Annotated in this window: 22 protein-coding genes and 1 tRNA gene; 19 read left to right on the top strand and 4 right to left on the bottom strand. The window is 31.4% G+C overall.

Annotation, left to right across the window (positions count from 1 at the left end):
* Nucleotides 1-158: 158 nt before the first annotated feature.
* From CHRY9293_RS15040 to CHRY9293_RS15030, 3 genes are all read right to left on the bottom strand, one after another.
* Entirely contained in the window at nucleotides 159-512 is a 354-nt protein-coding gene (locus CHRY9293_RS15040; RefSeq protein ID WP_162033725.1) for a DUF4377 domain-containing protein, read from the bottom strand.
* A gap of 160 nt (nucleotides 513-672) precedes the next feature.
* Nucleotides 673-999: a DUF962 domain-containing protein gene (locus tag CHRY9293_RS15035; protein ID WP_162033724.1), complete on the bottom strand. Its 327-nt coding sequence runs from the start codon at nucleotides 997-999 to the stop codon at nucleotides 673-675.
* A 126-nt stretch (nucleotides 1,000-1,125) separates the two neighbouring features.
* Nucleotides 1,126-2,796: an APC family permease gene (locus CHRY9293_RS15030; protein WP_162033723.1), complete on the bottom strand. Its 1,671-nt coding sequence runs from the start codon at nucleotides 2,794-2,796 to the stop codon at nucleotides 1,126-1,128.
* Between the two features lie 182 nt (nucleotides 2,797-2,978).
* On the opposite strand from CHRY9293_RS15030, the gene CHRY9293_RS15025 reads away from it, so the two are divergent.
* From CHRY9293_RS15025 to CHRY9293_RS15015, 3 genes are all read left to right on the top strand, one after another.
* On the top strand, nucleotides 2,979-5,942 hold the full coding sequence (locus CHRY9293_RS15025; protein WP_162033722.1) for a tetratricopeptide repeat protein: 2,964 nt from the start codon (nucleotides 2,979-2,981) through the stop codon (nucleotides 5,940-5,942).
* A gap of 135 nt (nucleotides 5,943-6,077) precedes the next feature.
* Nucleotides 6,078-7,859 carry a porin family protein gene (locus CHRY9293_RS15020; RefSeq protein WP_162033721.1) on the top strand — a complete coding sequence of 594 codons (1,782 nt, stop codon included), beginning with the start codon at nucleotides 6,078-6,080 and terminating at the stop codon, nucleotides 7,857-7,859.
* Nucleotides 7,860-7,894: 35 nt separating this feature from the next.
* A tRNA-Arg gene (locus CHRY9293_RS15015) sits at nucleotides 7,895-7,966 on the top strand.
* A gap of 212 nt (nucleotides 7,967-8,178) precedes the next feature.
* Here CHRY9293_RS15015 and CHRY9293_RS15010 read toward each other — a convergent pair.
* Nucleotides 8,179-8,640 (bottom strand): PH domain-containing protein, encoded by a 462-nt coding sequence (locus CHRY9293_RS15010; RefSeq protein WP_162033720.1) that lies wholly within the window; start codon nucleotides 8,638-8,640, stop codon nucleotides 8,179-8,181.
* Nucleotides 8,641-9,874: 1,234 nt separating this feature from the next.
* Between CHRY9293_RS15010 and CHRY9293_RS15005 the strand changes: the two genes are divergently transcribed.
* From CHRY9293_RS15005 to CHRY9293_RS14930, 16 genes are read left to right on the top strand one after another with little or no spacing between them, the layout of a single operon-like run.
* The gene (locus tag CHRY9293_RS15005; protein WP_228455564.1) at nucleotides 9,875-10,270 is read left to right on the top strand and encodes a hypothetical protein; all 396 of its coding nucleotides are present in this window, start codon (nucleotides 9,875-9,877) and stop codon (nucleotides 10,268-10,270) included.
* Nucleotides 10,260-11,771 carry a relaxase/mobilization nuclease domain-containing protein gene (locus CHRY9293_RS15000; RefSeq protein WP_162033719.1) on the top strand — a complete coding sequence of 504 codons (1,512 nt, stop codon included), beginning with the start codon at nucleotides 10,260-10,262 and terminating at the stop codon, nucleotides 11,769-11,771. Before CHRY9293_RS15005 ends, CHRY9293_RS15000 begins: the two co-directional genes overlap by 11 nt.
* A 15-nt stretch (nucleotides 11,772-11,786) precedes the next feature.
* The gene (locus CHRY9293_RS14995; protein WP_162033718.1) at nucleotides 11,787-12,437 is read left to right on the top strand and encodes a ParA family protein; all 651 of its coding nucleotides are present in this window, start codon (nucleotides 11,787-11,789) and stop codon (nucleotides 12,435-12,437) included.
* Complete coding sequence (locus CHRY9293_RS14990) at nucleotides 12,412-12,684, top strand: hypothetical protein (protein ID WP_162033717.1); 273 nt, start codon at nucleotides 12,412-12,414, stop codon at nucleotides 12,682-12,684. The genes CHRY9293_RS14995 and CHRY9293_RS14990 overlap by 26 nt, the downstream gene beginning before the upstream one ends.
* A gap of 22 nt (nucleotides 12,685-12,706) precedes the next feature.
* A complete protein-coding gene (locus CHRY9293_RS14985; RefSeq protein WP_162033716.1) occupies nucleotides 12,707-13,189 on the top strand; it encodes a hypothetical protein in 483 nt (160 codons plus the stop codon).
* Nucleotides 13,190-13,232: 43 nt separating this feature from the next.
* Nucleotides 13,233-13,553, top strand: coding sequence for a DUF4134 domain-containing protein (locus CHRY9293_RS14980; protein WP_162033715.1), 321 nt, complete (start codon nucleotides 13,233-13,235; stop codon nucleotides 13,551-13,553).
* A 2-nt stretch (nucleotides 13,554-13,555) separates the two neighbouring features.
* Nucleotides 13,556-13,861 (top strand): DUF4133 domain-containing protein, encoded by a 306-nt coding sequence (locus tag CHRY9293_RS14975; protein ID WP_162033714.1) that lies wholly within the window; start codon nucleotides 13,556-13,558, stop codon nucleotides 13,859-13,861.
* Nucleotides 13,858-16,917 carry a TraG family conjugative transposon ATPase gene (locus tag CHRY9293_RS14970; RefSeq protein WP_162033713.1) on the top strand — a complete coding sequence of 1,020 codons (3,060 nt, stop codon included), beginning with the start codon at nucleotides 13,858-13,860 and terminating at the stop codon, nucleotides 16,915-16,917. Before CHRY9293_RS14975 ends, CHRY9293_RS14970 begins: the two co-directional genes overlap by 4 nt.
* Nucleotides 16,898-17,560 carry a hypothetical protein gene (locus tag CHRY9293_RS14965; protein WP_228455563.1) on the top strand — a complete coding sequence of 221 codons (663 nt, stop codon included), beginning with the start codon at nucleotides 16,898-16,900 and terminating at the stop codon, nucleotides 17,558-17,560. Before CHRY9293_RS14970 ends, CHRY9293_RS14965 begins: the two co-directional genes overlap by 20 nt.
* Before the next feature lie 11 nt (nucleotides 17,561-17,571).
* Complete coding sequence (locus CHRY9293_RS14960) at nucleotides 17,572-18,258, top strand: hypothetical protein (RefSeq protein WP_162033712.1); 687 nt, start codon at nucleotides 17,572-17,574, stop codon at nucleotides 18,256-18,258.
* A 2-nt stretch (nucleotides 18,259-18,260) separates the two neighbouring features.
* The gene (locus CHRY9293_RS14955) at nucleotides 18,261-18,935 is read left to right on the top strand and encodes a hypothetical protein (RefSeq protein ID WP_228455562.1); all 675 of its coding nucleotides are present in this window, start codon (nucleotides 18,261-18,263) and stop codon (nucleotides 18,933-18,935) included.
* A gap of 5 nt (nucleotides 18,936-18,940) precedes the next feature.
* The gene (locus tag CHRY9293_RS14950) at nucleotides 18,941-19,771 is read left to right on the top strand and encodes a hypothetical protein (protein ID WP_228455561.1); all 831 of its coding nucleotides are present in this window, start codon (nucleotides 18,941-18,943) and stop codon (nucleotides 19,769-19,771) included.
* An 8-nt stretch (nucleotides 19,772-19,779) separates the two neighbouring features.
* Nucleotides 19,780-20,982, top strand: a complete 1,203-nt coding sequence (locus tag CHRY9293_RS14945) for a hypothetical protein (protein WP_228455560.1) — start codon at nucleotides 19,780-19,782, stop codon at nucleotides 20,980-20,982.
* Between the two features lie 24 nt (nucleotides 20,983-21,006).
* Nucleotides 21,007-21,624, top strand: a complete 618-nt coding sequence (traK, locus tag CHRY9293_RS14940) for a conjugative transposon protein TraK (RefSeq protein WP_162033709.1) — start codon at nucleotides 21,007-21,009, stop codon at nucleotides 21,622-21,624.
* Nucleotides 21,625-21,626: 2 nt separating this feature from the next.
* Nucleotides 21,627-21,965: a hypothetical protein gene (locus CHRY9293_RS14935; protein WP_162033708.1), complete on the top strand. Its 339-nt coding sequence runs from the start codon at nucleotides 21,627-21,629 to the stop codon at nucleotides 21,963-21,965.
* On the top strand, nucleotides 21,955-23,184 hold the full coding sequence (locus tag CHRY9293_RS14930) for a conjugative transposon protein TraM (protein ID WP_317173932.1): 1,230 nt from the start codon (nucleotides 21,955-21,957) through the stop codon (nucleotides 23,182-23,184). Before CHRY9293_RS14935 ends, CHRY9293_RS14930 begins: the two co-directional genes overlap by 11 nt.
* The last annotated feature ends 4 nt before the right edge of the window (nucleotides 23,185-23,188 follow it).

Below are 23,188 nucleotides of genomic sequence, written 5' to 3'. Positions count from 1 at the left end.
ATGCTTTAGCACACAACTTAAGAAAGAAAGTGGCATAAAAATACACTTCTAATCAAAAAAATAATCCTAAAAAATAATATGTGTAGTTTATAAATAAAAACCGCCCCAGGGAAAATGAGACGGCTTCTTTTCTAATCAAATAAAGTATACTTTAAAGCTTATTTTTTTGTTTTAGAGACTTGTTGTACAAGTATGTATCTTATTGAAGATGCATCTGCAGGAGGATTTGCAATTTTTTCTGTTTTTACTTTTAATACATATTCATATCCCGGTTCGTAAGTGAATCCTTCAATAGTAGAATAAAAATTCATCCAGTTTCCAGATTGATTTTCTTTTACCTGAAGACATTTCATAGGAGCAACTCCAGTGCAATCAACTGTTTGAGGGCCTACAGTCATCATCATTGTTTTATCATCTCCTTTAGCAGTATTGGCTGAAGCAGTGCATTGCGTGATTGCAAATAAGGCGATCATCAAAATCCCCCCTTTCACCATATGTATTATATTTTTCATAAGTATCATTTATATTCAATGGCGGCAATTACTATGCCGAATTATTTTTACTTCATCTTTATTCTTTTATTGATTTAATTTATCGAAAAAATTAGAGGTATTAATGAAGATATGGAGGCGTTTTTGTTTCAAGAGTAAATGAATAGTTGTTTTTTCAATATCATTGAGATTTATCCAATGTGTTAAACTTTTGCTTTCCTATTAATAATTCAAAAAATAATTTAAAATCCGAGATCAACGACCAGAATGGATATTTGAAGGTAGCTGGTTTGTTTCTTTCAATAAGCGCATGACTGATCCATGCAAAGCCATATCCGAAAATCGGGATATACCACAAAAATCTTTCTTTCCCTGAATATATAACGTATCCTATAACAAAAAAGATGAGTAAAGTTCCTATAAAGTGTAGGATTCTTGTTCCGGTTTTACTATGCTCAGTAAGGTAAAACCGATAGAACTCTTTGAATGTTTTTATTCTTTCAGACATGGTGATGGTATTTTAATTTATTTTAAAGAATTACTGCAAAAACTTTTCCAATATTATTGTATTAGTGAAAATAAAAAAGCAATACCGAATATAGTATTGCTTTTATTATATGTGAAAGTTTCTATGCTAACTTTTAGATAATTTACTATTTCTGTAACCGTAACCGAAATAGATGACCAGGCCTATAGAAAACCAAATTCCAAACCAGAACCAGTTTTCGTGACTCATTCCCGTAAGAAGGTATAAACATGAGCTTAGACCGATTAATGGTATTAAGGATAGGTTTTTTATAAAAGTCAAAATACAAATGGCTATGTTTATAAGAATAAAAAAGAAAATTGATGCTCTGAATTCTCCTTCTTTTGGATCATTCCATTTCATTAAATTCTGAAAAAACTCTGGTTCCCAAAAGTAAAATGCCACTAATCCACCAATGAAAATGATGGGAAAGATAATTTTACCGTTAATATAAGGAAGGTGAAATCTACCCTTTATTTTTTCTTTCGCGGGAAGTAATAATACCCCTGCACAAACCAGTACAAAAGCGAAAATAGTCCCTATGCTGGTAAAATCTAAAATAAATGATTTATCTGTAAACAAGATAGGTAGACCAACTACGACTCCGGTAATAATGGTCGCAAATGCCGGGGTCTTATATTTTGGATGTACTTCCTGGAATTTTTGAGGCATTAATCCATCACGACTCATTGCATACCAAATTCTAGGCTGTCCCATTTGGAAAACTAATAAAACAGTAGTAATAGCAACAATAGCGACAAAAGAAACCGTAAGTTCCATCCAGGCAACATTTGCATTGCTCTTTTCAAAAATAAAAGAAAGAGGATCGCCTACACCGTCAAATTTTCTATAGTCCACCATTCCTGTCAGTACCAGGGTTAAGGCAATGTAAATAACAGTACATAAAACCAATGAAATAATCATTCCTTTTGGTAAAGTCTTTTGAGGGTCTTTGGTTTCTTCTGAAAGAACACTCAGGGCATCAAAGCCAATATAGGCGAAAAACACCCCCGAAACAGCGCTCATTACTCCTGCAAAACCATTAGGCATAAAGGAAGGAGTTCCGGTTTCTACACTTATAGGAGTCCAATTGTCTGTATTAATGTAAGCGAAGCCAATAAGAATAACCAAAATAATAACAGCTAATTTTAAAATTACCAAAGAGTTATTAAAATTTTTACTTTCTTTAACTCCAATGTAACAAAGCCACGTAATTAATCCATTAATGACCAATGCCGGAATATCAACAATAAATTTCAGGCTTCCCATTAATGGAGCTGTTTTCCATGCATTAATGAGTTCTCTGTTTTCAGATCCACTCATAAAAGCTTTTTTAGCTTCGGTATAACTACACGTAAGATAATCAGGAATATGCATTCCCAGTCGTCCTAAAAAGCTTGTGAAATAATCTGACCAAGAAAATGCAACGTATATATTTCCAAAAGAATATTCCATAATCAATGCCCAGCCTATGACCCATGCTATCAGTTCTCCAAAACTGGCATAGGCGTATGTATAAGCTGAACCAGCAGCAGGGATTCTACTCGCGAATTCTGCATAACAAAGCGCCGTAAAACCACAAGCAAAACCACAAATCATATAAAGTAAAATAACTCCGGGTCCACCTCTAAAAACGGCTTCTCCTAAGCTACTGAAACTTCCTGCTCCAATAATGGCTGCAATGCCAAAAAAGACAATGTCCCACACCCCCAAAACCCTTAAAAGATGGGTAGAGGTATCTGTTTCCGAATAATTTTTTCTTCTAAAAAGTTGACTCATTAAGTGTGTAAATTTATATATAGGTTTGAAAAAAAACAAAAGTAATGATTATTATAAAAGTATGTTAAAAAATAGCTAAAATTTCCATTTTTTTTCAATATACCTTGTATAGACTTGTTTAAGCAATATCTTTTCTCTACTTTCGTTGCTATTATAGACTAATTTTTTTATTCCAATAAAGAATGAAATCAAAAAAAATATTCCTAGCGACTGCAGTTCTCTATTTTGGAGCTTTCGAGGCTCAACAGTCTCAATACTTTATAGAAAAAGAAAACTATAGATTTGATCTAGCAGAAAATCTTTATCAAACTAAAATATATAATGCTTCTCAATATGAATACGCAAGACAATATTTTTACAATCAAAATTTGTCTAAGTCACGAAAAGAAGCTGCCCAATTTTTTGATAATGTAATTGGGGTTATTCTGCAAAAAAATCATGCAGAGGAAGGCTTAACGGCTTTTATGAAAGAATATCCAAATTCTGCTTATTTTGCTCAGGCTAATTTACCTTTAGCAGATTATTACCTGGCTAAAAAAGATTTTGAAAAGGCATTGGAAACTTTGAAAAAAGTGAATCAATACCAATTATCAGAAGAAGAGAATACCCAATATATTCTCAAGCTTGGGTATGCGAAATTCATGACCGGGGATTCTAAAGGAGCAACAGAAGCTCTGGAAGAAGCCTATAAAACAGCAGAGGGATCTCAAAAAAGTGATATAGCCTATATGCTAGGACATTTATATTATGCCAATAGGCAAAATGATAAGGCTTTCCATTATTTTGATTCTATAAAAGATCAAGATAAGTATTCCAAATTAGTACGACCTTATTATGTTCAGCTATATTATAATGAAAAAAACTATGATAAAGCAATTTCTGAAGGAAACGCTTTGCTAAATGAAAATATTTCAGACTCATATAAAGCAGAGGTTCATAAGATTATTGGAGAAAGTTATTTCATGAAAAAGGATTATAATGGAGCATATCCGCATCTAAAAGATTATTTAGCTGTCCAGCAGAATCCTTCCGAGAATGATCTTTATGAAATGGGGTTTGTCGCTGCTCAATTAAAGAAATACGACGAGGCGGTTTCTTATTATAATCAACTTATTAACTCTCACTCGGCATTGGCACAAAATGCTTATTATCAGTTAGGAAATGCATATTTAGCGGTAGGTAAAAAACAAGAAGCATTATCTGCTTTTCGATCTTCCTATCAGATGGATTATGATGCAAAAGTAAAAAAACTGGCCCATGAGCAATATGCAAAATTAGGGTATGATATCGGAAATCCATTTGAAAATCCTTCAGTGGTTATTCAAAACTATATCAATAAAAATCCTAATGATGCTAACATAGCGGAAATGAGATCACTATTGGTTAAATCGTATTTATATTCGGGAAATTACAAAGAGACTCTGAATGCTATCGATAGACTACAAAATTCTTCTCCGGATATTGATAAAGTGGATCAGGAAGTGTCTTATTTATTAGGGACTGAAGAATTCAATAAAGGGAACTATGATGAAGCGGAAAGATATTTTTTGAGAAGCCTTGAATTCAATATTAATAAAGAATTTCACAATAGAGCTTTATATTGGGTAGCACAGGTGTATTATCAAAAAGGGAACTATCCTTCAGCGATTGTGCGATATGAAAAATTGTTGTCTGAAAGTTTTCCTGAAAAACAGCAGCTGCCATACGATTTAGGGTACGCCTATTTTAAAAGTAAAAAGTTTGATCAAGCAGCTACCTATTTTAAGCAATATTTAAATAATCCAAAAACGGAGTTTAAAAATGATGCAGAACTTCGTTTAGCAGATATTTATTATGCAAATAATGATCTCAATCAAGCAATTGCGATCTATGATAAAAATGAAGATGCAACTGATTATACTTTATATCAAAAGGCAATGGCTTTTGGCTTTAAAGGAGATACTCAGGCCAAGATCAGTAATTTAAAAAATCTTTTATCCAAATATCCGGGATCTGAATATTATGATGATGCTCAATATGAAATAGGAACTGCCTATGCTGCACAGGATGATTATGCTGATTCTAATGATTTTTTTGGAAAAGTAATTAAAACTTCTTCTGATAAAGATTTAGTAGCTAATGCTTCTATATACAGAGCTCAAAATTACATTGATCAAAATCAGAATGATAAAGCTTTATCCGAGTTGAAATCTCTGGGTGAGCAATATAAAAATACAGCCTATGCTGAGAAGATAGTTCAGGCAGCGAAGCCTCTCTTTACAAAAAGTGGAGATGTTTCAGGATATGAAAGCTTTGCAAGAAATATCGGTATCAACGTTGATGCTGCTGAAATTGATGAAATCAACCTTTCTACAGCAAAACAATATTTTAGTAAGAAAGATTATAAAAGTGCGATTACTTACTATGAAAAGTATTTAACGCAAAATCCTACAGGAGAAGGTCTTTATCAGGCCAAATATGAATTGGGAGAAAGTTATTATCAAACTAAAAATACGACAAAGGCTTTATTAGTTTTGCAGGAAATAGCGAATGTCCAAAATGATTATCAAGATGATGCACAGACTCGTCTGGCACAAATTTATATTGCACAAGGGGATAGCTCGGAAGCAAGAAAATATTTAGAAACTCTCAAAAATTCTTCTAATGTAAATATTAGAAACTACGCCAATGTAGAATTAATGAAGTCATATGCTGATGAGAAGAATTTTTCACAAGCCGAGAAATTGGCAGATGCTGTGATTGCTAATAATAAAAACTCTTCTGCAGTTATTGAAACAGCAAAAGTAATCAAAGCAAGAAGTCTTATGAATTCAGGAAAAGATAAAGAGGCACAAACGGCATTTACTTCTCTTGAAAAATCTTCTAATATTTCGGTAGCTGCGGAAGCCTTGTATGCCAAAGCATATTATCAAAATAAAGGAAAGGCTTTTAAATCTTCTAACGAAACCATCTTTAAACTTGCTAACAATTATGCTTCTGAAGAATATTGGGGAGCCAAAGCGTTGGTATTAATGGCCAAGAACTATGTAGGGTTAAAAGATAATTATCAGGCTAGCTATACGTGCGATCAGATTATTGAAAATTATAAAGATTTTCCTGAGATTGTAGCAGAAGCTAAGGAGGTTAAAAAGACCATTAAAAAGTAAAGCTAAAAATAATTGTATCCTGTGGGAATAATATATTCGGACTGGGGAAAAGCATTGATAATAGGTACAATGAGTGTTCATTGTTACACTATTGATGTGTAATAAATATCCATATATTTTTCAAATAAAGAAGAGATGAACAAGAAAATTCAAATACTATCTATACTATTTTTAGGGATTTCGCAGTTTGCGTTTTCCCAAATTAAAGAAGAGAAACTTATTCTTAATAAAAAAAGAGAGCCTGAAATAAAGAAGATTGAAAAGAAGAAGACTTCTGTGGAAACAATTAAAAACTATCCACCTGAAGAAAAATCTCAGAATCCTGTAAAATATAACATTACAGATGTTCCGGCATCTTCTGATTTTAAGACCTCTACTATTCAAGGAGAAGATATAGCTCCAAAATTTGATGGTGCAGCTCAAAATAACTATTTTCAGTTTGGAATGGGAAATTATGGTAAAATTTTAGGTGATGCTAATATTTCCAAAACCCTTGAAAACAAACTGGAAGTGGGAGCTGATGTTCATGTACTCTCCACTCAGGGCTTAAAAAAGGAATATATGTGGAATTCCAAACAAAATTCGGGAACACTAGGAGCATTTCTTAATTCTTATGGCGATAAAGGGAAATTTAATGTGAATGCCGAATACGGAATAGATAATTATAATTATTATGGTATTTATGCTCTCGAGCCTTCATCTGACATTGATTTGAAACAAAAAGTGAATCAATTTAAGGTCAATGGATATTATGATTTTTACTCAAATGAAATTCTAAATGATGTAAGAGTAAAGTCTTTATTTTTAAAAGATCATTTTGATGCGCAAGAAAATCAGGCCTCTATTTTAGCTAATTTTTCAAAACATGCTATTGATATCGGAAGTTCGGGGATAAGCCTTAATGCAGATCTAGGAGTGGGCTTAGAAACAATAAAAACGGATTTTGCCATTAGAGATAAAAATTCATCAAATTTTTTTAATACAAGTCTAACACCCAAGGTTACTTTCCGAAAAGGAGAATCTTATTTAATGCTGGGATCATCATTTGATTTTTTAAATGCTAAGAACTCAAGTGATCTTTGGGACGGTCAAATAAAAAATAATAAAACATATTGGTTTCCACAGGCAGAGTTTCAACTTGCTGCGGCTAATGGTTTTAAATTTTATGGTGGAGTAGATGGGGGTTTAAAGTTGAATACGTATTCAGAAATGTTACAAGCAAATCCTTTTATCCTTTCTGACCAGTTTTTAAGGCCTACACAAACCAAATATCATTTTTATTTTGGGCTAAAAGGAGACATTGATGAAACGTTAAAGTATGATTTCTCTGCCGGATATGGAAAAATGAAGGATATTATGTTCTTTAAAGCTAATAGCTTATTTGATAATATGTATACTTTAAATCGTTCAGCATACAATTTTGCTAACACCTTTTCGGCGGTTTATGATGATGGTAATGTAAGTGATATAAAAGGAAGCGTTCAATATTTCCCTTTGGCTAATTTAGTTTTAGATGGGGAAGTAAAGTTTACAAAGTATGATTTGAAAAACTATGAAAATATTTATAACGTCCCATTAGTTACGGCGAGTATTGGTGCTAAATATACAATGCTTGATAAAAAATTGTTGTTAGGGTTTAAAGGAATATTTGCAAGTGACAGAACGACAAATTCTTATCTCATAGAAGGAGTCTCTGATCCAACGGCTCAAAATGGGATGGTTTATCAATCTACTGAAAATATGAATGACAAAGTAGGAGGATATGCAGATATAAATCTTTCAGCAGAGTATAAAGTTCACAAAAATTTCAGTATTTTTGCGCTCGGAAATAATCTTCTCAGTTCAAAATACCAAACGTACAAGGGCTATAAAGTCTTAGGTGCACAAATTTTGGGAGGAGTAAAGATCACTTTCTAATTGAATGTACTATATAAAAATAGTACTCACAAAACGGCTGCATAGTTTAATGGATAGAACTTCGGATTTCGGCTCCGACAGTGAGGGTTCGAATCCTTCTGCGGTCACTAATCGCCCCTATTTTAGGGGCTTTTTTGTGTGTTTACCCCCAGTTTTACCCCCAGAAATTATTTTAATTAGCATAGAGTCAAAAATAGTAAGTAAATATCGATAACCTAAATTATTCTTTTTTGTGTACAGGTATTTTAGTATTAAAGAGAAATATAAAATAAAGAACTTAATTCTTTTTTATTATAATTTCCTTTTATGTTTTATGCCCTTATCCGGTAATTGCAATTTTTTTAGTTTGTTCCATAATAGCATTTCTTAAACCTATTGGATCTTTTATCTTATAAGAATATGTGACATCTCCGGTAGTAATAGTTAAAGTACCGAAGTTCAATATTCTACCCAAAACATTTTGAAATACTTTAATACCTTCAGTTTTATCAAGAGAAATATCGATGATGGTTTTCCCCAGGATTCCTGTTGAAAATGTGAGATGTTTATGATAGACATATATAAAGGTATTTTTATTCTGAAGAAAATGAGTAATTCCTTTGATGAACAGAAATGCAAAGAAAATGGAAAATAATATAAATATTTTTAATATATGTCCAATAACTCCAACAAAGCCAAAGATTATAAAAGCAATAGGTTGAACATACGAAATCCAGTGGATATCTGCTTGATAAATGATATTTAAAGAAGCTTCTTTTTGTAGAGTGGATAGGTTTTTCATATTTTTATTTTTATCCGAATAATATAAATTTTTGTTATTATATGCTATTAGCTCCAACAGTCCTGTAGTCTAACAGCCTATATTGATCAAGTATGCAAAGATAAAAATAAAACAAATCAATATATGGTGATATATATTGTAAATTTACATTGTATGTTTAGGATGATTTCGCTTTAGTTCTCTCTTTAATATCATACGGGGATAAATACCTTTTTTTGGTATTTTGGGTAGTATAATTTGTCAATTAAAATCATATACATTTTTCAAAATAATTTCTTCTCTCATGATTGACGGGATTTAATGTAATTAAGAAACACTTACTCGATGATATTCTCATTTTATAGAGGTTTTTACCCGTTTTCTGAACTTTCCTAAGTAAGTTTTCATACAAGTCTAGTTTATGATAAACCTTATTTGTAAATTATATAAGCTTATTAAGCTAACCTGTAAAAAATACTATAAGGTTTCATAAGCTAGCTGTAAAAGATAACGTAGGGTATACTGATTAAAGTTGTAAAAAATAACATAAGGTATAATGATTAACCTATAAAAAATAGCACAAGGTATGATGTTAGCCTGTAAAAAATAATATAGGGTTTCATAGACTAGGCTGTAAAAAATAACATACGGTATAATGATTAACCTATAAAAAATAGCACAAGGTATGATAGTTAACCTGTAAAAAATAATATATGGTGTGGGTATTTAATATATTGATTTTTATTTAGTTGCTTGTTTAATGTATATATGAGAGCATATATTTATATTATATATGTTTTATACTATATATAAATTATTTGAAGTATAAATATATTTCAAGAAAGTACTGGCTGTTTCTTCTCTGCAATTCCTGCAAAAAAGCTTTAGATTCATTATTGTCTTATTAGTTCTGATTTTCAGTTTTTTATCTAAATATTGGTTATGAATTTCAAAAATCTAACCTTCTAAAATAAAAATTCAAAATTTGTTGCAAGATGTGTCTTTGTACGCACAACTTTTTCAAGTTGAGCATCCAGAAGACATCTTGCTTTTTTTCAAAAAGAGGTAAAAACTTCGGAACTCATTTTTATAAATAGACTTTAGGCTTTTAAAAGACCAAAAAAGCATCATTGACTATCATCTATATAAGTTTTTATTTATCAAATGTGATCATTTATGATCAAGTGTTATCATTAAACCTTTTGATATTGCATGTTTTAGAAGATTTTAGAAACTTTGCTACAAGATTTCGAGCATGGAAAAAAAGGCAAAAAGTATTGAGAATAAAAAAATAGATAATCTAAAAGCAAGAATCTTTATCCGTCTTGAAAAATCTCAAAAATCTCAATGGAAATCAATTTGCCGGAAGAAAAATATCTCTCTAACTAGTTTAATAATTAATGCAGTTGATAATAGGATAATGGATGATGAAAGAAGAAGAGTATTGTTGTTCATTGAAAAACAAGATAACATATTTGCAAAAATTGAAAATAATATTAATCAAGTGGCAAGATATGTAAATGGTCAAAAATTTATCAGCATATCAGATGTTAAAACTTTCAATGAGAAATTGATATTGCTTTCGGATTTGAGAAAACAGCAAAATGAAATTTTTGAAAGAATTTATTCATTGTTAGCGAATGATAGTTAAGATATTAAATTCTTCGAGTGCAGACTTTCATGGAGTGAAATACAATGAGAAAAAGATTGGGAAGGGAACTGGAGAACTTATGAAGATGAAAAATTTTCCTTCTTTTATTAATGAGAAGAGTAGCCAGGAGCAAGTCCGAGATTATTTTAAATCTATTTCAAAAAGTCAAAAAATTAAAAAACCTCAATTTCATTGTGTTATTTCGACAAAATTTCAACAGAATTCTAAAGAAGAGCTTTCCAAGGTAGCTGAAAATTTCATGGAGGGAATGGGATATGCTAACCAACCTTATCTTGTGGTATTTCATAATGATACAGATAATAATCATGTTCATATTGTTTCGACGAGAGTAGATAGAGAGACTGGTAAGAAACTAAATGACAGTTATGAAAAACTTAGAGCCCAAAAAGTGTTAAATAATAGCATTGAAAAGTTATATGGATATAAGGTAGAAGATAAGCTCGAAAAGCTATTAAGCTATAAAATAGGAACTACCAAACAATTAGAAATTCTTCTGGAAAGAAATGGTTACAAACTAGTAAGAAGTAATAAGAATGAAAATGCATTGGACATTTTAAAGAATGGTGTAAAGGAAAAAACTATTGATCAAAGTCAGATTGTATTTGATCACATAAAAAATGATAGTAGATCAAGGCAAATTAAAACCATACTTAGTAAATACAAGGATATTTATTCTAACAAAGTATTTAGAGTCGAAGATAATAGAGCTCGAATGTTTGGTAGGGAATTTAAAGAATCAATCTCATTATTTGAAAAAAAATCAGAGATAAATGGGGCAATGAAAATAGATTTTGAGTCAGAGCTTCAGAAAAAATTAAGAGATGTTTTTGGAATTGATATAGTGTTTCACAGTAGTGAGGGGAAAATCCCTTTCGGATATAGTATAATTGACTATAAATCTGAGAAAATATATAAAGGAAGCGAGCTCATGAAAATGGATAAACTGTTTGAATTTACTTCTGATAAGATAGATAAAAAACTTTTTGAAATTATAAAAGATTACAATGTGCCTAATGGTGAAACAAAGAAAGTTCTTTCAGATTTCTTTAATAAAAATCATTGTGAATACAAAGTAAAAGAATTTATGCTGTTTGAAAATAAAGGAAGAAAAGACCTGGAAACCTATAGAAAGGTTCAAAGGGATACGAAAGAATTCATTAGAGACTTTCGAAATGTAGAATGTAAAAATACCAATATACAGATGATTAAAACAGAAACTGGAAAGTATTACACTCTGCACACTAAACATCATTATGTTTCAGAGCTTAAAACTTTGCTTAGAGAAAATGAATATCAAAGATTTATTAATTCAGAGGGAGATCAAGGAAATGAATTAACAGAGAATCAAAAAAATCGATTGGGAAAAAACGAAATATTACAGATTGCGGGAGAAATGCTAAATGAATTTATGAAAAGCTCGGGAGTAGCAAAGGATCCAAATGAAGACGAATTTAAAAAGAGACGTAAAAAGAGGAAATAAAAAATTAGAAATAAAATGATCATCACTTTTGCAACTCAAAAAGGAGGAACAGGCAAAACGACACTTGCCATTGCTTTTGCTAATTATATTTCTTCATTTTCTAAACGAAAGCTTAATGTTTTTGATTTTGATTATCAAAAATCATTCTATTATAAGTGGAAAGAAGATGAACAATCAGAAGTTCAAAAACTGTATGATGTCGAAATAGTTGAAGATGAAGATGAATGTCCATTTTTTGATTTTCAAAGACTTATTCAACTAAAAGAAAGTGAAGATATCAACTTATTTGATCTGGCGGGAACATTGGATGCAAAATATAGTGATTTACTTATTTACAGTGATTTTATAATTATTCCTTTCGAATATTCGGATGTTTCCACTAAATCTACCCTGGTCTTTATAAACTTACTGGGGATTATTGAAAGCCAAGCAGAGAGAGTATTCATTAGATCAAAATATGATAAAGGATATAAATATCTAAATCAAGAGGGAATGGATGATGAGCTGACAAAATATGGCCTTTTGTTGAAAGATCCGGTATTCAAAAGAAATTGTTTACAAACAATTGATACAAGGAGGCTTACTTATGAACAAAAGTATGCTGTAAAAAAACCTTTTAATGAACTCTTAAATCATATTAATGAGACGTTACAAATTACCCTTTAACATTACTCTGGAAAGAAAGTATAACAATATCAATATTGAGGAGTTTGTGCTCGATTGGAATACATTGAAGAAAAATAGAAAAAACAGAATGATAATGTTGGATAATGACCTGCATATTGAATTGGGAAAATTTAAAACCTATGATTTGAGTATGAGTGAAGTAATTGATTTAGGAATGCGATACGCTCTTGGAAAACAGGAATTCAGAAAATTAGCAGCAGAACTTATAGATAAAAAGAAGGAGTAAACCCAAAAGGAATAAATAAAGCATGGCAAAATTCACAATCATAGTTATTGGGCTTTATATCGTGTATTATATAGGAAATATAGTATACGACTTGTTTCTGAAAAAAGAAAATGTATCAAGCATTGAAGAATCACAAGTATTCTCTATTTCAGACATTGCCAAAGAAAGCCAAGAAGATATTCAAAATATTGAAATCGAGGATGTAGAGAACCTTAATACTCCTCACTCTTTTAATTATCAAGAGCTTGAGTATTCATCACAAGACCCTACAATTTTGGAAGAAAGGCCAGATATAGATGTTTGGAGAAAAAAGTTTGAGGCCGAGGAAAGTATTGATTCTTTCGAAATAGAGAAAAATGTTCTATCAAAAGAAAGAGCTGAGAGCTCAGAAATTGAGAAAAATAATTTTGAAGGAAAATGGAAAAAAATGCTAAACCTAGCAGAAACGAATGTACAAGTTATTACAAATATTGATGGATATAAAGTATATCAATCTATTATGTAAAATCAAAAACAAATTAATCTTAAATATTTAAATTTTATCTACTATGAATTCAAAATTCAATAAAAGAAAGATGACCAAAAGAATATTAACAACAGCGTTGATGTTATTAGCAATAACCCCAATATTTGCTCAAGGAGGAGCTGCAGCATTAACTAATGCAGCGGTAGAAGTCAAGAAATATTGGGATCCGGTAAAGCTCATTATTATGGCAGTAGGTGGGGTTGTTGGATTGATTGGAGGAGTGAGAATTTACAACAAATGGAGTAATGGAGATCAGGATATCAACAAAGAAGTCGTGGGTTGGGGTGGTGCTTGTTTGTTTTTAATTATTGTTCCTGAATTTGTTAGTTCTTTCTTTGGATAGAAATGGGATACTATCTATACAAGGGGCTTAAAAAACCTCTTGTTTTCTTTGGCCTAAAAGATAAATATATCTATCAAGCAGTTGGAACAGTAGTCGGAGGCTTCATAAGTGCAGCAATATTATCTTCTTTTTTAGGGATTTTCGGATCGATTCTAGGTTTGGGTCTTGGAGGTTTGGTGATAGGAGGTATTTATAAGAAACAAGATAAAAAAGGACTTTATAATAAGACAAAGAACCACAGAGAATTGCATATTTTCCCCAAGAAATTTAAAATTAAAATATCCCATTTAAAAAATAAAAACAAATGAAAACGAAAAAACAAATTTTTGATATTCCTTTTATAGGATATGATTATGGAAGAGATCATAATTGGAACTTTGATGTTTTGATTGGAAAATATGGTAATCCAGTTATTGGGATTAAAATTAAAAATATGGTGGAACAATATTCTGCAGATCCTGATAACTATTTCCAATTTCATGCTGTACTTACTCAGGTCGTTTCAATTATAGGGGAGAACCATATTGTTCAAAAAATTGACATCTTTAGCAAGAAGAAATATATAGCTGAAACATCCGAAGAATTCCTGCAACAAAAATATTCTGAGCATTTTGATGGTAGAATGTATAAAACGATAGATACACTTTTATTATTTACAGATATAGTTGATACAGAAAAAAAGAAACGATACACTTATTCTGAAAAAAGTTATAAGGAGCTTAGAGATAAATGTCAAAAAATCTTCATGCTTTTATCTCAATATAATTGTGAACCACAATTTTTGAGAGAGAGAGATTTTGAATATTACATTAATGGAATTCTTTCCATGCAGTTTGGGGAAATTCCAACATTTGATAATATACAATCCACAAATGAATATGTAAGAATTGGAGATCAATTTGTTAAAACGATATCTTATGTGGATGTTGAAAACATAGAATTACCCTCTGAAATTGAACCTTACTCCATGCTTGGAGGTAATGGTTCTGCTTCTGATACAGCGGTGGATAATTTCAGTTTTATCAATGAACTTGAAGATTATAGAACTATTGTTTATAACCAAATCTTAACTATCCCATTTCAAGCCGAGCAACTTAGGGATCTAGATAAGAAAAAGAAAAAGCATGAGGGCGTTTCTAAAAATGCTCCTTCTAATGCCATTATTGCAGAGGAAATAGAAACCTTGCTTCATCATATCGCTACCGATGGACAATTGATTGTAAATGCTCATTTTTCTATAGTGTTTTCTGCTAATACACAAGGGGAAATGGAAAACACGCAGTCATTCATTGAAAGTAAACTTTTTACTAAAGGAATAGTTGTTTCAAAAAATGCCTATAACCAGTTAGAGCTGCTGCGATGTTGTCTGCCCGGGAATGCAGTAGAATTAAAAGGATATGATTTATTTATGACAACTAGCGAAGCAGCGCTTTGTTTTTTTTTTAAAGAAAGCTATAGTATAAATGAGGATTCCAATTTTTATTTAAGGTTTACCGACCGTCAAGGTATACCTCTTAAAATTGACCCTGCAGATTTACCCATGAAAACAGGAAGGATCAATAACAGAAATAAATTTGTCCTTGGACCTTCTGGCTCCGGAAAATCTTTTCTGATGAATAACATTATAGAGCAATATTTGACTTATAATTATGATGTGGTAATAGTAGATACGGGAGATTCTTATTCCGGTACATGCAGTTATAAGGGAGGAAAATATATTCAATATACTGAAGAGAATCCTATTACTATGAATCCTTTTCTTCTTAAAAAAGAGGAATTTAATATTGAGAAAATAGAGTTTCTAACCAATCTTATCTTTCTGATTTGGCAGGGTGCAGATGCTCCGATGAGTTCTGCTCAAAAATCTATTTTAGATAATGTATTAATGTCTTATTATCATCAATTTTTTAATTCAGGCAGTAAATGGTATGAAGATAAAGGTTCCGATGAGCTCATACTTCATTTGGAAAAATATAATATTCATGAAGAAGATATACATGCCGATTATTATAGAGAGCTTCAGCAGTCTAAAACGTATTATGATATTTTGGAAATCCCTTTTAATGCGACCACAGAGCAAATAAAAGAAAATGGCAGAAAATTGATTAGGTTTTACCATCCGGATTCCAATATTGATAATCCAGAATATAACCCTGAAAATTTCCATCGGATATTTGAAGCTTATGAAACATTGATTGATGAAAATAAAAGAAGAGTATATGATGAAGCTCATTTGATACTCATACAATCAAATGATATTGTTAAGCAGGGTGAACCGGTTGAAGAATGGGATATAGCCATACGAAAAATAATTATTAAAAAAATAATTGAATTAGAGGAAAAGCTATCAGTTTCAGAACTTTCTTTCAACAGCTTTTATGAATACTGTGGTCATTTTTTGCCTATCTATTTAAACAATAAGAAGCATAATATCAGAGAAAAGGAATTTAATCTCAGGACTTTCTTATTTGTATTGAAGGATTTTTATAAAGGCGGAAGATATGGGACAACACTCAATGAAAGTGCAAATAATACATTGTTTGATGAATCATTTATTGTTTTTGAAATTGATAATGTGAAAGATAATCCTAAGCTCTTTCCTATTGTGACGCTTATTATTATGGACACATTTATTCAAAAAATGCGTTTACGAAAAGATCGAAGAAAGGCCCTTATTATAGAGGAGGCATGGAAGGCAATTGCATCAAAACTAATGGGGGGATATATTTTGTATCTCTATAAAACGGTAAGGAAATTCTGGGGAGAGGCTATTGTGGTTACTCAAGAATTGGACGATATTATCGGAAATAGTGTTGTTAAGGACAGTATCATTAATAACTCCGATACATTTATCTTGCTGGATCAAACTAAGTTTAAAGATAACTTTGATAGGATTGCAGCGCTTCTTTCTCTAAATAAGGTTGAACAAAATAAAATCTTTACTATCAATAATCTGAATAACAAATACGGAAGAGCCAGGTTTAAGGAATTTTATCTCAAACGTGGATCAAAAGGAGAAGTGTATGGTAATGAAGTTTCCTTAGAACAATATTTGACTTATACCACTGAAAAACCTGAAAAAATGGCTATTGAATACTATGTGAAGAAATATGGAAACTATAATGATGCATTGAAAATATTTGTATTAAACCTACAAGAATTTAAGGATAGTCTTGAAAATATGGTTGCTTTTATCAATTTATATAAAAAGCCATTAGATAGAAAATCTATGAGCTTTTATGTTAATATGAAATATAAGGGACAAAATATTTTAAAAATCATCATTCAAAAAATGCAAGACGAAGAAAAGAAACTTGATGAAATCATAAACAGATCACTTCATTATGAATATGAAAAAATATAGTATTTGTTATCTCATAGTTATAGGTAGTATGGCATATGCTCAAAACACCTATGTAGATGTTACTACTACGGCTGCTTTAATGGCATACTCTGATAATTTAAAAAAACAACAAAATAAAACAGTGGAAGAGCAAACCAAACTACAACAAGCTCAGGCGTGGGTTGCTTCTCAAATGGTGGTAGCAAACAGTATCCAAAATAAGATTCTGAAAGGATTAAGGGAAACCTCTGGAACATTACAAAATGGAATTCAGGTCAAACAAATTTATGAAGACTTGGCTCAGTGTAAAAAATATTCTGGGGATATAACCCATCTTGTTACAATACATCCTCAATTCAGCATTTTTGGAGCACAAGCTAGTGAAAAGGCCTATGAACAGATTCTCAGAGTAGGAGTGGATGTATCTGATATTTTAGCTTCTGGAGAGCTCAATCTTGCTACCGCTGGAGATCGTTACAGACTTATTTTTAATATATCCGAGAATGTTAAAAAACTGAAATTATGGCTTCTTACTATAAAACTTAATATAGAAAGAGCAGAGAGATTGGGCTTTTGGAATGCAATTAATCCTTTTCAAGGCTATATAAATACCGATAAAGATATTGTTAGAAGTATAATGGATAAGTATAAATATAATTTCTAAAAAGATTTATAATGAAGGAATATGCAGCTCTTTATTCGGCACTGCCCATTGTATGTGCTTTTTTGATCTCAAGTGGAGGGAATTCAACTCCACCATGGGAAAAAGAAAATGTTTCTTTTCCTATGATGAACCAGGAAATTCGTCATTCCATGCAAGAGTATGAGCGACAAAAGGAGATGAGGCAATGGCAAACTACCAATGCTTTTTCCGAGGTCGAGAATAAAAAGCAATGGAGTAGGCTGAAAGAAACAACAACTAAAATACAGGACAGACTAAGAGTAGTCTCATTGGCAATGCAAGCTATTCCTGTGGGGATTACTATTTCGAGAGATGCGGATCGAATTAAGAAGACTCAAGAAAAGATTATAGAAGAAATTAATACGGCAAATTATTCCATAGTAGTTGCTCTTCCTATGCAAGTACAATTTGTAGATGATTTGCAGATGGTGATAAGGCTACTTACAGGTATTATAGTTTCCTACGGAGCTATTAATCAGATGGAAAAGTCTGAAAGGAAAATATTGTTAGATTATGCTCTTGAAGAAGTTGAAAATCTGGATAAAACTTCCACTTATATTCTTATGAAAATTAAAGATATCAAAGAGAAACTTCAATGGCAAAATATACTGTTCAAATACTATGTCAATAGAGATAAACAAGTAGTAAAAGATATTATTACCAGTATAAAAACTCTTTAATGATGAAAATGTATAGATGTATGTTATTTTTTGTTTTTATCGGAAGTATTTCTATTAAAGGTCAACAAGCACAAGTAGTTATTAATGAAAAACTTTTAGCTCAGTTGACAAAAAATCAGACCGCTAGGTTACAAAGTGACAAACTATTTTTCAACTCTTATGAAAAGCAAAAGCAACTGTATAATGATGTCAAGGCAAAGATTGCTCAAGTTGTAGCGATACAGCAATATATCTATGATAACCTTGTCAATGTGAATTCAGCCATTAAACAAGGAAAGCAATTAAAGTACCTCCATAAGTATTTTGGGGAGATTGTTCAAAATTCCGGAGAAATGTTACTCCTTATTTCAAAAAAAACCGAATATGCTGTGTTACTGACAAATTATTATGTTCAAATAGAAAAAGAGGTTTTAAATCTAAAAATAACCATTTCGGAAGAGATATTAAAGGAAGGAAATGATTTTTTAATGGACCCTTATGATAGAGAACTTCTTTTGAGGAAGGTTTTTGACAAAGCTCGATTGATAAATGGGACAATCCTTTATATCAATTTGGTATTAAAAAATGCTAAAAACACACCTTATATCTATCAGATTCCAGGGCTCAACAATTACATCAATTTAGATAAAATAATTGTAAAAGATATTATTTCCAAATATGGTATTCTTAAATATTAGTTCTTATGAAAAGCAATTTACACAATAAATTTCTTTTGACTTTTATGCTTTTGTTTATAGGAAATAAAAATTTTTCTCAAATGGTTAAAAGACTCAATGATCCGGCAATTGTTGCTCAGCATAAAAGAATGGTTTTTGAAAGATGGGGAGATTGGAGTCCGTATGGTAAATGGGTTTTGGGAGTTCAAACTAATTTCGCTTACTCTACGGTTTGGGGTATGCTTTCGCCTGCAAGAAATAGAGCATATAAAGAAGGAGCAGATATTCGTCCGTTAAAACCAAACGGAATTGAAGTACAGCGTCTTGCAGAAGTTGAAATGCAAAGAAAAGAAGGCGAGAAGATAAAAATGGAAGTAGATACTTTATATAAAAGGAATATGCAAGATTTATCTCATTGGACGTCAGCCACTGTAGATGCAGATCCTCTCTGGCTTCTTTATTATAAAAGAATGCTTTCTCCATTAAAAAAATTCCCAGATCATCCTCAGACCTACATAGAATGGAACTTAAAAAATAATGAGAATTATCAAACATTAAAAAGCACAGGTGTTATTGAGAGGCTTCAACAGCAGCTTGATTTACTAAAAGATAAATATAAAATATCAAGATCGGTAGATATGCCAAGAGGAAAACGTTTTCTTATGTATCATGAAACATTACTGGGATGGAGAAAGTGGATGTATGAATTGAAAAGCTTTAATAATGAAACCAGTATACTATTGAACTACAAAAAATTATTAGACAAATTCCAAAATAAAAGTAAAGAGGTTGTTATGGTAAGAACGGATAAAGAAATAGTAGAAGATATTATGCAGCAATATAAATACAAATTTTAATTATGAGAATGAAATATTTCACTCTGACAATTTGCATAGTAGCTATGTTGTTTCCGGTGTGTATGTTTGGGCAAACTCATACGGGGTATGAGCAATTCTTGCAATTTTTGAAAGGAGATGGAGCATTTGAGAAGTGGTTCATGGAAGTCTTTACAAAATTAGATACACAAGTGAGCGATAATGCTGTAGCTGCCAGTATGCTTGGCCGATCAATCGGTGGATTTGGTGCATTATGTTATTTGGGATATATGGGATGGCAGATGCAATCTGGTGATAGAGAATGGGAAATTACCCCGATGTTGAGACCTGTTTTTATTGGGTTTATACTTATCTATTGGACGGGGTTCACAAGCCTTATACAATATCCTTTCCAAAAGTTAGCAGAGCCTTCTCAGGTGATTTTTGGAGAAATTGAAAGGGAAGTTAATCATGTCAGAATTAAACGATTTGAAAAGCACTCTCAATTATTAGATGCCCTTATCAAGAAAAAGGCAGGAGAGGATGCAAAGCAGGAAGCTATTGATAAAATGGGAGAAAAAGCGGATGATAGTTGGTTTGATTTTTCGGAAAGTATGGATAAGCTTTTAGCTCCGATTAAAGAATGGAATATTAGAATGAATTTTGAATTACAAAAATTAGTGGCTGAACTTCTAGAAGCTATTGCATTAGCTACCCTTCGAGTATGTACTTACTTTATTTTCTTTATTCAAAAAATTTGGAGCTATGTTCTTATTTCATTAGGGCCTATCGCTGTGGGGATGGCAATTGTTCCGGGATTTGAGAGTGCATTGACCAATTGGATATCAAAATTCATCAACATTAATCTATATACTTTCATCGCCTATACCATTATTAATATAGGTCAACAGCTTATTCTAGCAGGTTATCAAATGGAAATAGATCGTTATGATCTCTTAATTAAAAATGGGACTGTAACGGATTATGATATGTTGGCAGCTTATATTGGAGCGAATGGAATGATTCATACCGTATTATTTCCTTGTGTAGCCTATGTCGTTACTGGAATTGGAGTTTTGATCACCCCTAATGTTGCTGATGCTATCGTTTCTGCTGGAGGATCAGGAGTAATGAGCAAAATGAAGAATGCGGGAGGAAAAATAGCAGGTGCAGCCACAGCTACTGGAAAAACAGCTATTGCTATTAAAACGCGAGGGCTGCCAACAGTTATCAAAAATGCTGGTCTAAAATAGGGATGAATAACAAAAATAAATAATATGTTGGTAAAAAATATTGAACAAAAGATAAAAGTAAACAAAGCCATTTCAATAGCCTCTATTCTATTTGCGATTTTTATAGTCATAGTAGGATTTTATTTTGCTTATAAGTTGGTCCAAGATTCTAGAAAGTCTCTTTATATTATTGACAATGGAGTTCCAGTGCTTGTAAAGCAAACAGATGAATTGCTCAATCGCCCTGTTGAATACAAATCCCAAGTAGAATTATATCATAGACTTTTCTTCACCCTTGCTCCTGATGACAAGTACATCAAGGAAAATGTAGAAAAGTCGCTCTATTTGATTGATGATAGCGGTAAGAAAGAATATGCTAACTTAAGAGAAAAAGGATTTTATAATCAGCTTATTTCTTCCAATTCAATGGTTACCACACAATCGGATTCTATAAAAATAGATTTAGAACGAAAGAAGTTTGTCTACTTTGGAAAAGAAATAATTAACAGAAAATCGTCCGTATTAATTCGAAAATTGATTACTGAAGGTTATTTTGAAGATATCATTCGTAGTCCTCATAATCCTCATGGAGTATTATTAAAAAATTGGAGGATAATAGATAATTCTGAAATTTCAAGTGAATCAAAATATAGTTCTTTTTAAGCATGAGAAAAAAATATGAAACCATTAAGAATTGGATTTATGCACATCCCAAACAAGTATATAAGTATGTAATGATATTCCTGTTTTTCTCATTTGTATTTTCCATTATTCAATTCTTCTATTTTCCAACAAAATTTAATTATTCAATTGCTGTATCTCCAATCTATTCAGCCCCCTCTGCTAAGCAAAAAGTAAAATCTAATGAAATTGAAATGGGAAAGATTGTAGAAGAACTAAAAAAATATAAGGAGAAAAGAGATAGTACGAGTCTAACAAAAGCAGACAGTCTAAGAATTGACTATTTGTATAATCAATTTAATCAATTAAAAAGTGGATATTAAAAAACTCAATTTTAAGCAACCTAAATATATTTTTCCTCTGATCGCGTTTCCTTTTGTCATGTTTTTTGGATATCAGGCAACTCAGTTTTTGGGTTCTGAATCCAAAGAGAATACATTAAAAGAAGAACTCTCAATTTCTTTAGGAGAAACACAAGATTCTATTTTATCTAAAAATGATGCTTATGATACATTTTTTGCCAAAAAAACTGACAGAACAATGTTGGATGGTTTGGAGAAGGAAAATGATAGTCTCAATTTTTATTCTGATAATCTTAACTATAGGGAAAAACGCTATATCGATTCTTTAACAGCGGTAAGAAAAGAACAATATACGAGTCCAGGAAATAGTACCAATAGGTCTTACTATAAGGCAACAAACATTGCAAATGATAATGATGAAAAAGACTATCAACGTTCTGCGGAACTTATAAAAATGTTAAATGGTGAGAATTCTGAGAAGTTTTCTCCGAATTCAAGAAATTTATCTAAAGCTAAGAATGTAAATACGGATTATTTGAAAGATGAAGTGGACGATCCTGTAAAAACTCTTCGTAAACAAATGCTTATGATGGATTCTTTAGAAAAAGCTAGGGATCCTAAGTATTTAGCGAAACACGCAGCTGAAGATAGGCTCAAAAAAAATAAAGAACGTTTAGGAGCTTTCTTAAATACAACTCTCAAAGTAAGTAAATCAGGTTTAAATAATAATTTTAATACAGTATCCAAAGAAAAGGATAACAATTTTGTGAAGGCTGTTATTGATGAAAATAGTAATGGGTACTTGGGGAGCAGAATTCGGTTTCGTCTTCTTGAAGATATTTTTGTAGGAAAAAATAGAATTTCTAAAGGAACTCTTCTCTATGGACAAATATCAGGTTTTACATTACAAAGAGTGAATCTAAACGTGGTTTCCATACTTAATAATGGAGAAATATTACCCATTAATCTATCCGTATATGACATAGACGGGATGCAAGGAATGTATGTTCCACAAAGTGAATTTAGGGAGATGCTTAGACAGCTGGGAAACAACTCTATTCAAGGAACACCGATGGAAATGGATTCAAAAAGCTTTTTTACAAGTATTTTTTCCAATGTTTTCAGTTCTGCATCCCAGACTATTTCTAATCTCATTAGAAAAAATAAAGCAAAACTAAAATATAACTCATACATCTATTTAATCAATGATCAGGAGCTTAAAAAAAATGAAAATCCTTAATAAT

Source organism: Chryseobacterium potabilaquae (genome assembly GCF_902728265.1).
GTDB classification, from domain to species: domain Bacteria; phylum Bacteroidota; class Bacteroidia; order Flavobacteriales; family Weeksellaceae; genus Chryseobacterium; species Chryseobacterium potabilaquae.
This window is presented reverse-complemented; position numbering and strand designations above follow the sequence as displayed.

What these genes read in the sequence shown, in the direction of transcription:
- CHRY9293_RS14945 (WP_228455560.1), top strand. Translation starts at nt 19,780, where the DNA reads ATGAAATATTTCACTCTGACAATTTGCATAGTAGCTATGTTGTTTCCG.
- traK (WP_162033709.1), top strand. Translation starts at nt 21,007, where the DNA reads ATGTTGGTAAAAAATATTGAACAAAAGATAAAAGTAAACAAAGCCATT.
- CHRY9293_RS14985 (WP_162033716.1), top strand. Translation starts at nt 12,707, where the DNA reads ATGGCAAAATTCACAATCATAGTTATTGGGCTTTATATCGTGTATTAT.
- CHRY9293_RS14970 (WP_162033713.1), top strand. Translation starts at nt 13,858, where the DNA reads ATGAAAACGAAAAAACAAATTTTTGATATTCCTTTTATAGGATATGAT.
- CHRY9293_RS14955 (WP_228455562.1), top strand. Translation starts at nt 18,261, where the DNA reads ATGAAAATGTATAGATGTATGTTATTTTTTGTTTTTATCGGAAGTATT.
- CHRY9293_RS15025 (WP_162033722.1), top strand. Translation starts at nt 2,979, where the DNA reads ATGAAATCAAAAAAAATATTCCTAGCGACTGCAGTTCTCTATTTTGGA.
- CHRY9293_RS14935 (WP_162033708.1), top strand. Translation starts at nt 21,627, where the DNA reads ATGAGAAAAAAATATGAAACCATTAAGAATTGGATTTATGCACATCCC.
- CHRY9293_RS15035 (WP_162033724.1), bottom strand. Translation starts at nt 999, where the DNA reads ATGTCTGAAAGAATAAAAACATTCAAAGAGTTCTATCGGTTTTACCTT.
- CHRY9293_RS15005 (WP_228455564.1), top strand. Translation starts at nt 9,875, where the DNA reads ATGGAAAAAAAGGCAAAAAGTATTGAGAATAAAAAAATAGATAATCTA.
- CHRY9293_RS14990 (WP_162033717.1), top strand. Translation starts at nt 12,412, where the DNA reads ATGAGACGTTACAAATTACCCTTTAACATTACTCTGGAAAGAAAGTAT.
- CHRY9293_RS15000 (WP_162033719.1), top strand. Translation starts at nt 10,260, where the DNA reads ATGATAGTTAAGATATTAAATTCTTCGAGTGCAGACTTTCATGGAGTG.
- CHRY9293_RS14995 (WP_162033718.1), top strand. Translation starts at nt 11,787, where the DNA reads ATGATCATCACTTTTGCAACTCAAAAAGGAGGAACAGGCAAAACGACA.
- CHRY9293_RS15020 (WP_162033721.1), top strand. Translation starts at nt 6,078, where the DNA reads ATGAACAAGAAAATTCAAATACTATCTATACTATTTTTAGGGATTTCG.
- CHRY9293_RS14965 (WP_228455563.1), top strand. Translation starts at nt 16,898, where the DNA reads ATGAATATGAAAAAATATAGTATTTGTTATCTCATAGTTATAGGTAGT.
- CHRY9293_RS14975 (WP_162033714.1), top strand. Translation starts at nt 13,556, where the DNA reads ATGGGATACTATCTATACAAGGGGCTTAAAAAACCTCTTGTTTTCTTT.
- CHRY9293_RS15040 (WP_162033725.1), bottom strand. Translation starts at nt 512, where the DNA reads ATGAAAAATATAATACATATGGTGAAAGGGGGGATTTTGATGATCGCC.
- CHRY9293_RS15030 (WP_162033723.1), bottom strand. Translation starts at nt 2,796, where the DNA reads ATGAGTCAACTTTTTAGAAGAAAAAATTATTCGGAAACAGATACCTCT.
- CHRY9293_RS14960 (WP_162033712.1), top strand. Translation starts at nt 17,572, where the DNA reads ATGAAGGAATATGCAGCTCTTTATTCGGCACTGCCCATTGTATGTGCT.
- CHRY9293_RS14980 (WP_162033715.1), top strand. Translation starts at nt 13,233, where the DNA reads ATGAATTCAAAATTCAATAAAAGAAAGATGACCAAAAGAATATTAACA.
- CHRY9293_RS15010 (WP_162033720.1), bottom strand. Translation starts at nt 8,640, where the DNA reads ATGAAAAACCTATCCACTCTACAAAAAGAAGCTTCTTTAAATATCATT.
- CHRY9293_RS14950 (WP_228455561.1), top strand. Translation starts at nt 18,941, where the DNA reads ATGAAAAGCAATTTACACAATAAATTTCTTTTGACTTTTATGCTTTTG.